A 7,160-nucleotide genomic window follows, 5' to 3' on the forward strand; every position below is an offset into this window, starting at 1 on the left:
CGGCTAGGGGGATACCACCGTCAACACCACCAGAGCGAGGTTGAGCACGATCACGAGCCCGGCGACTCCCGCGCCGACCCAGCGCACCCACACCCGGTCGGCCTGCGCGCCCATCACCTGGCGCGATCCGGTGAGCCGCAGCAACGGGATCATCGCGAACGGGATGCCGAGGCTGAGGAGCACCTGCGACAGCACGAGTGCCCACGTCGGGTCCACCCCCAGTGCGAGGATGACCACCGCGGGGATGAGCGTGACGACCCGCCGCACCAGCAGAGGCACCCGCATGTGCAAAAGACCGCTCATGATCGTGGCACCGGCGTAGCTGCCGACCGACGCCGAGGCCAGACCCGACGCCAGCAACCCGATCGCGAAGACGGCGGCGACGACCGGGCCGAGCGCCGCGCCGATCGCGGCGTGCGCCCCCTCGATGGTGTCGGTCCCCGCGACGCCGGGCAGTGCCGAGGCGGCGAGCAGGAGCATCGCGATGTTGACCGCCCCGGCCAGCACGAGCGCGAGCACGACGTCGAGACGCGTGGCGCGCAGCAGGGTGCGGACACGGCCCGTGTCGCCGGTCGCACCGTGGCGATCGCGCGCGAGTGCCGAGTGCAGGTAGATCGCGTGGGGCATCACAGTCGCCCCGAGCATGCTCGCCGCCAGCAGTACGGTGGGGGCGCCGTCGAACCGGGGGACCAGTCCGCCCGCCGCGGCCCGCCAGTCCACGGGGCTGACGACGAGTCCCGCCAGGAAGCCGACCGCGATCACGCCGAGCAGCGCGAGGATCACCGCCTCGAAGGGCCGTTGGCCGCGACGGGACTGCACCGCCAGGATCCCGATCGCGGCCGCGCCGACGACGAGCGCGCCGACCGGCAGCGGCAGCCCGAACAGCAGATTGAGCGCGATCGCGCCGCCGATCACCTCGGCGATGTCCGTCGCCGCGGCGACCAGCTCGGCCTGGGCCCAGTAGGCGCGGCGGCCGGCCGTGCCGAGCCGGGCGCCCAGGAGCTCCGGCAGGCTGCGACCGGTCACGATGCCGAGCTTGGCCGACTGGTACTGCACGAAGACCGCGATCGCGTTCGCGGCGACGAGCACCCACACGAGCAGGTAGCCGTAGCGGGCGCCTGCTGTGAGGTTGGCGGCGACGTTGCCCGGGTCGACGTAGGCGATCGCGGCGACGAACGCCGGCCCGAGGAGCAACCAGAGCCGCAGGCGCGCCGGCGCCTTCCGCTCGGTGACCTCCAGCGCCATCATCGCCTCCGCTGATCCGAATGTTAGGCGAGTCTAACATCGCAGCGCGTGGACAGCCCGCCGTCACGCGCGGGTGCGGCTCTAGTCTCTGTCGAGGATGGCCGTCTCGGTCTGCTCGAGGTAGAGCCGGGCGTAGGTGCCGTCGAGCTCCAGCAGTTCCCGGTGCGTGCCGCGCTCGACGATCGCACCGTGATCGATCACGAAGATGACGTCTGCCGCGACGATGGTCGAGAGCCGGTGCGCGATCGCGATGGTGGTCCGGCCGCGGGAGGCCGTGTCGAGCGCCTGCTGCACGACGCGTTCCGAGATGGTGTCGAGCGCGCTCGTGGCCTCGTCGAGGATCAGGACCTCGGGGTCTTTCAGGAGCACGCGCGCGATCGCGATGCGCTGCTTCTCGCCTCCCGAGAGCCGGTAGCCGCGCTCGCCCACGATCGTCCCGTAACCGTCGGGGAAGCCGACGATCGTGTCGTGGATGTTCGCCTGCTTGGCCGCCGTCTCCAGCTCCTCCTGAGTCGCGCCGGGCTTCGCATAGCGCAGGTTCTCGGCGATGGAGGCGTGGAAGAGGTACGTCTCCTGACTCACCACACCGATGTGCGAGACGAGCGAGTCCTGCTGCAGGAGCCGGAGGTCGGTGTCGCCGAAGAGGATCCGCCCGGAGGTCGCATCGTAGAAGCGCGGGATCAGATAACTGACCGTGGTCTTGCCCGCCCCGCTCGGCCCGACGAACGCGGCGAACTCCCCCGGCTCGATCACGAACGACACGTCGTCGAGCGTGTTGCGCTCTCCTTCTCTCGCGTCGGGGTAGCGGAACACCACGTGGTCGAACTCGATGCGGCCGAGCTCGCGGCCCGGGTCGACGGGTACGGCATCGGGGTCATCGGCGATGGCCGGCTTCAGATCGAGGTACTCGAAGATGCGGGCGAAGAGCGCACCGGAGGTCTGGAGGTCGAGCGCCACCCGCATCAGCGCGAGCAGCGGGAAGAGCAGCCGCGCCTGCACGGTCGTGAACGCGACGATGGTGCCCGCCGTGATGTCCGCGGCCCCGCCGAGGATCAGCCAGCCCGACACCAGATAGACGATCGCCGGGATGGACGACAGGAAGATGTTCACCATGGCGAAGAACCACTGGCCGCTCATCGCCTGCGACACCTGCAGCCGGATCTGCGTGCGGTTCTCGTCGGAGTAGCGCTCGACCTCCGCCGCCTGCCGGTTGAAGCTCTTCGAGAGCAGGATGCCGGACACGCTCAGCGTCTCCTGCGTGATCGCGGTCATGTCCGACAGCGACTCCTGCGTCTTCGTCGCGATCCGGGCGCGCACCTGTCCGACCCGGCGCTGCGCGATCACGAGGATCGGCATCAGGATGACGGCCACGATGGTCAGCTGCCAGTTCAACAGGAGCATCGCCACGAGCGCGGCGATCACCGTCACGGTGTTGCCGAGGATGCTCGACATCGTGTTGGTGAGCACGCTCGCGACCCCGCCGACGTCGTTCTGCAGCCGCGACTGGATGATGCCGGTCTTCGTCTTCGTGAAGAAACTCAGCTCCATCGCCTGCAGGTGCGAGAACAGCCGTACGCGCAGGGCGCCCATCACCCGGTTGCCGACCGACGCGGTCAGGTACGTCTGCCAGACGCCGAGCAGCGCCGAGCTGACGAAGACGACGATCATCAGCACGACGATCTCGGTGAGCACCGGGAGGTCGGGCCCCCCGCTCGGCGGGAACAGACCGTGATCGAAGGCACGCTGGGTGAGCAGCGGAGGCACGACCGAGAGCGCCGCCCCGACCAGCACCAGGATCATCGTCATGATGATCGCGCCCTTGTGCGGCGAGAACAGCGTCACGATCCGGCGGAAGAGGTGCGGAATCCGCGGGGCGTCCGCGTTGAGCGCGCGCTGGGCCTCCACATCGCTGGCGCTGACGCGCGAACGCATCCCGCCTCCGCCCATCCCACGCATCCCGCTCACAGACGAAAGCCTAACTCCGCGGCGACACACTGCCGGGCGCCCGCACGCCCCCGGCAGCACACTCCATTTCGCGGGCTGCAACCCCTAATCGGAGCGCCGTCGGGCTATCGACCCATCCGGCCCGGGCGCCGGGCCCACTCACGCGGCGGAGCGGTCCGCATGATCGGAGATGTCCCGGTTCGATCGGGATGCGCTCCATCCAGCAGAAAGGGCAGCTGTGCAGCTCTTCGACCCCGAAATCCACGATGCCTATCGAGCACTGGCGAACGGGAGATCCGTGCGGATTCTCGGCGCGCGGGGCAGCGGGCGCTCCAGCGTCCTGCGGCGCACGATCGAGCTGCTCGAGCGCTCCCGGCACGCCGTCGTCTCTGTCGTCGACGACGGTCTGGGCGTCGGGCACCCCGGCTATCTCGCGGCCCAGCTCCTGCGCTCGCTCGGCGCGGCTCCGGTCAAGGAGCCCGGCGCGATCGCCGACGCCCTCGCCCAGGCCTTGGGCGCGGGGACGATCATCGCCATCGACGGACTGGAGCGCGTCGACGCGTTCTCCCTCCGCGTCTTGGAGACGGTGCGACGGCGGACCGACGCTGTCTTCCTCGTCACCGAGCTGCCGGGGTTCGGGCGGCACGAGCCCGAGCGCACCCTGAGCCCCTCCGTGCCGGAGCGCGTGGTCCGCCTCCCCGGTCTGTCGCTCGCCGAAGCCCACGAGTTCGCCGCGCAGGTGCTCGGCGGTGAGCTGGACCCCGCGCTCGCCGCGTACCTCTCCGCCGAGACCGCCGGCCGGCCGCTGCTCGTGCAGCTCCTCGCGTCGACCGCGCGCGAGCACGAGCGCGTGGTGCTCCGCGAGGGGGTCTGGCGCGCCGCCGGCGCGACGCTCTGGAACCACGACCTCCCCCACCAGATCGACGGACTGCTCGGCAGCTACGGCACGGCCGTCCGGCGCTTCGTCGGAGTGCTCGGCGAGCGCGGCCCGCTCGAGCTGCACGAGGCGGAGGCGCTGAGTCGCGACGACGACCTCCGCTGGGCCGAGGATTACGGCCTGGTCGTGCGATCCGGCCGCGCCGGCAGCGTCACGGTTCAGGTCTGGCCGCCGCTCGTGGCCGAACGGTTCCGCCGCCGCGAGGCCGTCTCCGTCGGCCACGCGGCGCCCGGCCATCCGGGCCCCGCGGCACTGCTGGCCGCCGGGTTCCGCCTGCGGCGCGAACCGCAGCGCCAGGCGACCGCGAGCATCGCCTCCGGCCCATCGGAGCGGCCGGGACGACAGGTCATCGTGACGCTCGACTTGCACGACGAGAGACGGCCGGACGACCGGCTCTGGCATGGACGGCTGCTCGCCGCGGCGGCGCGCGGCGATGCCCCTGCGCTGCGGCGGCTCGCGGAGGGGGTCGATGCGGCCGGCCGGCTCGGGCCGACGGCGACCGCGGCCGTCGCGCTGGCCGAGCTGCTGGAGGGCGACGTCGCGGCAGCGGCCGCCCGGGCGGACATCCTGCGGCACCTCGAAGCGTCTCCGGAGCCGCGCCACGACCTCGTCGTCGTCGCCTACGTCGCGACGGTCGCAGCCCATCACCTGGGAGACGTGCGCCTGCTCGATCGCACGCTCGAGGCCGCCCTCCTCGCGGGACGACCCCCGGGCCGGTACACGCAGCCCTACGCCGCGCTCCTCCAGCTGCACGCTCTGCACCGGCACGAGGCGGCGCCGTCGGCCCTGCGCTCGGCGCTCGCGAACGAGTCCGGACGCCTCGCTCCGGGTCCCGGTCCTCTCTTCGGCACGGGGGCGGATCTCGCACGCACGCTGTTGAGCGAACCCGGTCAGGACCCCGTGGCCTTCGACGCAGCGCTCGCACGAGCGGGTCGCGCGCGCCGGGAGCGCGGATACCCGCTTGCGGCAGCGCAGACCCTCGCCGCCGGCCTCGAGGTCGGCTTCGGCCCGCTGGCCGCCGCCGAGTTCGGGCTCGCGGTCGCCGAGCTGAACGCCCCCGGATTCGACCGCTCGGCACAGCTGATCCGCCTCCTGCGCGACGGCTCCTCTGCTGCGCTGCACGCCCGGGCGGCCGGCCGAGGCGACGGCACCTGCTTCCCGATGGGCGACCTCGCCCTCGCAGCCGCGCGCCGCGAGGAGGACGGCGACCGCCGCGCAGCGCTGCTCGCGCTGGCCGACGCCCTGGGCGGACCGCGGATGCCCGGCAGCTGGCCGCCGCACACCGCGACCGCGGCGCAGGTCACGGTCGCCTCCGACGTCCTCACAGGACGCGAGCTGGAGATCGCGATGCTCGCCGGCCGGTTCACGAACGCGCAGATCGGCGAGCTCCTGTCGATCAGCGGGCGAACCGTCGAGAACCACCTCGCCCGCGCGATGCGCAAGAGCGGTGTCCGCTCGCGCACCGATCTCTACGACGTCGTGAGCGCACCCCCTGCGCTGGGCCCCGGCCGCGCCGTACGCAGCAGCACCTCCCCCGGCCGCGGGTAGAAGCTCCGTGACCGAATCGCAATGCAAGCGCTTGACGTAAACGCTTGCATACGCGATCCGGCCGGAGTACCTTGAGCCGGGGCGCACCCGCGCCTGCACCAAGAGCTCAACGAGGAGTGAAATGAAAGCAGCACGTCTCTCCGTGATCGCAGGGATGGTGGCCATCACCGGTCTCGCCCTTGCGGGATGCACCGGCGGCGGATCGGGAGGCAGCGGGGGCGGAGACGCCAACGCGAACCTCGACGGCAAAGGCCCCATCACCTATGTGCAGGGCAAGGACAACTCCAACGTGGTCCGTCCGCTCATCGAGAAGTGGAACGCGGCCCACCCCAACGAGAAGGTCACCTTCAAGGAGCAGACCGACCAGGCCGACCAGCAGCACGACGACCTCGTGCAGCACTTCCAGGCGAAGGACCCGAACTACGACGTGGTCGACGTCGACGTGGTCTGGACCGGTGAGTTCGCGGCCAAGGGCTGGCTCCAGCCGCTGACGGGCAACTTCAAGATGGACAACTCGAAGCTGCTCGCCCCGACGGTCAAGTCGGGGACGTACAACGGCACGCAGTACGCGGCGCCGCAGACCTCCGACGGCGGCATCCTGTACTACCGCAAGGACCTCGTTCCGACGCCGCCGAAGACCTGGGACGAGATGCTCAAGGACTGCGACATCGCCAAGGCCAAGGGCATCGGCTGCTACGCCGGCCAGTTCGCCCAGTACGAGGGCCTGACGGTGAACGTGGCCGAGGCCATCAACACCAACGGCGGAACCATCGTCGGTGACGACGGCAAGACCGTCACCGTCGACAGCCCCGAGGCCAACGCGGGCCTGACCCGCCTGGTGGACGGCTTCAAGAACGGCCAGATCCCGGCCGAGGCCATCACCTACCAGGAGGAGCAGGGACGCCAGGCGTTCGAGGCCGGCAAGCTGATGTTCCTGCGCAACTGGCCGTACGTCTACAACCTGGCCAAGACCGACGGCGCGTCGACGGTGAAGGACACCTTCGGCATCGCGCCCCTGCCGGGCATCAGCGCCGACAAGCCGGGCGTCTCGAGCCTGGGCGGTCACAACGCCGCGATCAGCGTCTACAGCAAGCACAAGGCGACCGCGTTCGAGTTCCTGAAGTTCCTGCAGACCGAAGAGACCCAGAAGTTCTTCGTGACGCAGGGCTCGCTCGCTCCGGTGCTCTCGTCGCTGTACGACGACGCAGGGCTGAACAGCCAGCTGCCCTACCTGTCCACCCTGAAGACGTCGATCGAGAACGCGGTCCCGCGTCCCGTCTCGCCGTTCTACCCGGCCATCACCAAGGCCGTCCAGGACAACGCCTACGCCGCACTGAAGGGCGACAAGTCGGTCGACCAGGCGCTGAAGGACATGGCCGCGGCCATCAAGACCGCGAGCTCGGGCCAGTAGGCCCCTCCACGGTCGCCGGGGGGGGGGGCCCCGCCCCCCCCCCCCCGCCCCCCCCCCCCCCCCCCCCAACCCGCG

Annotated in this window: 4 protein-coding genes; 2 read left to right on the forward strand and 2 right to left on the reverse strand. The window is 71.0% G+C overall.

The genetic code is table 11. The features are described 5' to 3' along the window. Window positions 1-3 precede the first annotated feature (3 nt). On the reverse strand, window positions 4-1,245 hold the full coding sequence (locus tag Q0Q23_RS10510; protein WP_295122942.1) for an Nramp family divalent metal transporter: 1,242 nt from the start codon (window positions 1,243-1,245) through the stop codon (window positions 4-6). 81 nt (window positions 1,246-1,326) lie between these two features. Continuing rightward, window positions 1,327-3,201 carry an ABC transporter ATP-binding protein gene (locus Q0Q23_RS10515; RefSeq protein WP_295122945.1) on the reverse strand — a complete coding sequence of 625 codons (1,875 nt, stop codon included), beginning with the start codon at window positions 3,199-3,201 and terminating at the stop codon, window positions 1,327-1,329. 286 nt (window positions 3,202-3,487) lie between these two features. Here Q0Q23_RS10515 and Q0Q23_RS10520 point away from each other — a divergent pair, with 286 nt between their 5' ends. Both Q0Q23_RS10520 and Q0Q23_RS10525 read left to right on the forward strand, forming a co-directional pair. Continuing rightward, window positions 3,488-5,674, forward strand: a complete 2,187-nt coding sequence (locus Q0Q23_RS10520) for a helix-turn-helix transcriptional regulator (RefSeq protein ID WP_295122923.1) — start codon at window positions 3,488-3,490, stop codon at window positions 5,672-5,674. 121 nt (window positions 5,675-5,795) lie between these two features. Then, complete coding sequence (locus Q0Q23_RS10525) at window positions 5,796-7,085, forward strand: ABC transporter substrate-binding protein (RefSeq protein WP_295122926.1); 1,290 nt, start codon at window positions 5,796-5,798, stop codon at window positions 7,083-7,085. Window positions 7,086-7,160: the final 75 nt, after the last annotated feature.

It is taken from the genome of uncultured Leifsonia sp., assembly GCF_945957465.1.
Taxonomy (GTDB): domain Bacteria; phylum Actinomycetota; class Actinomycetes; order Actinomycetales; family Microbacteriaceae; genus Leifsonia.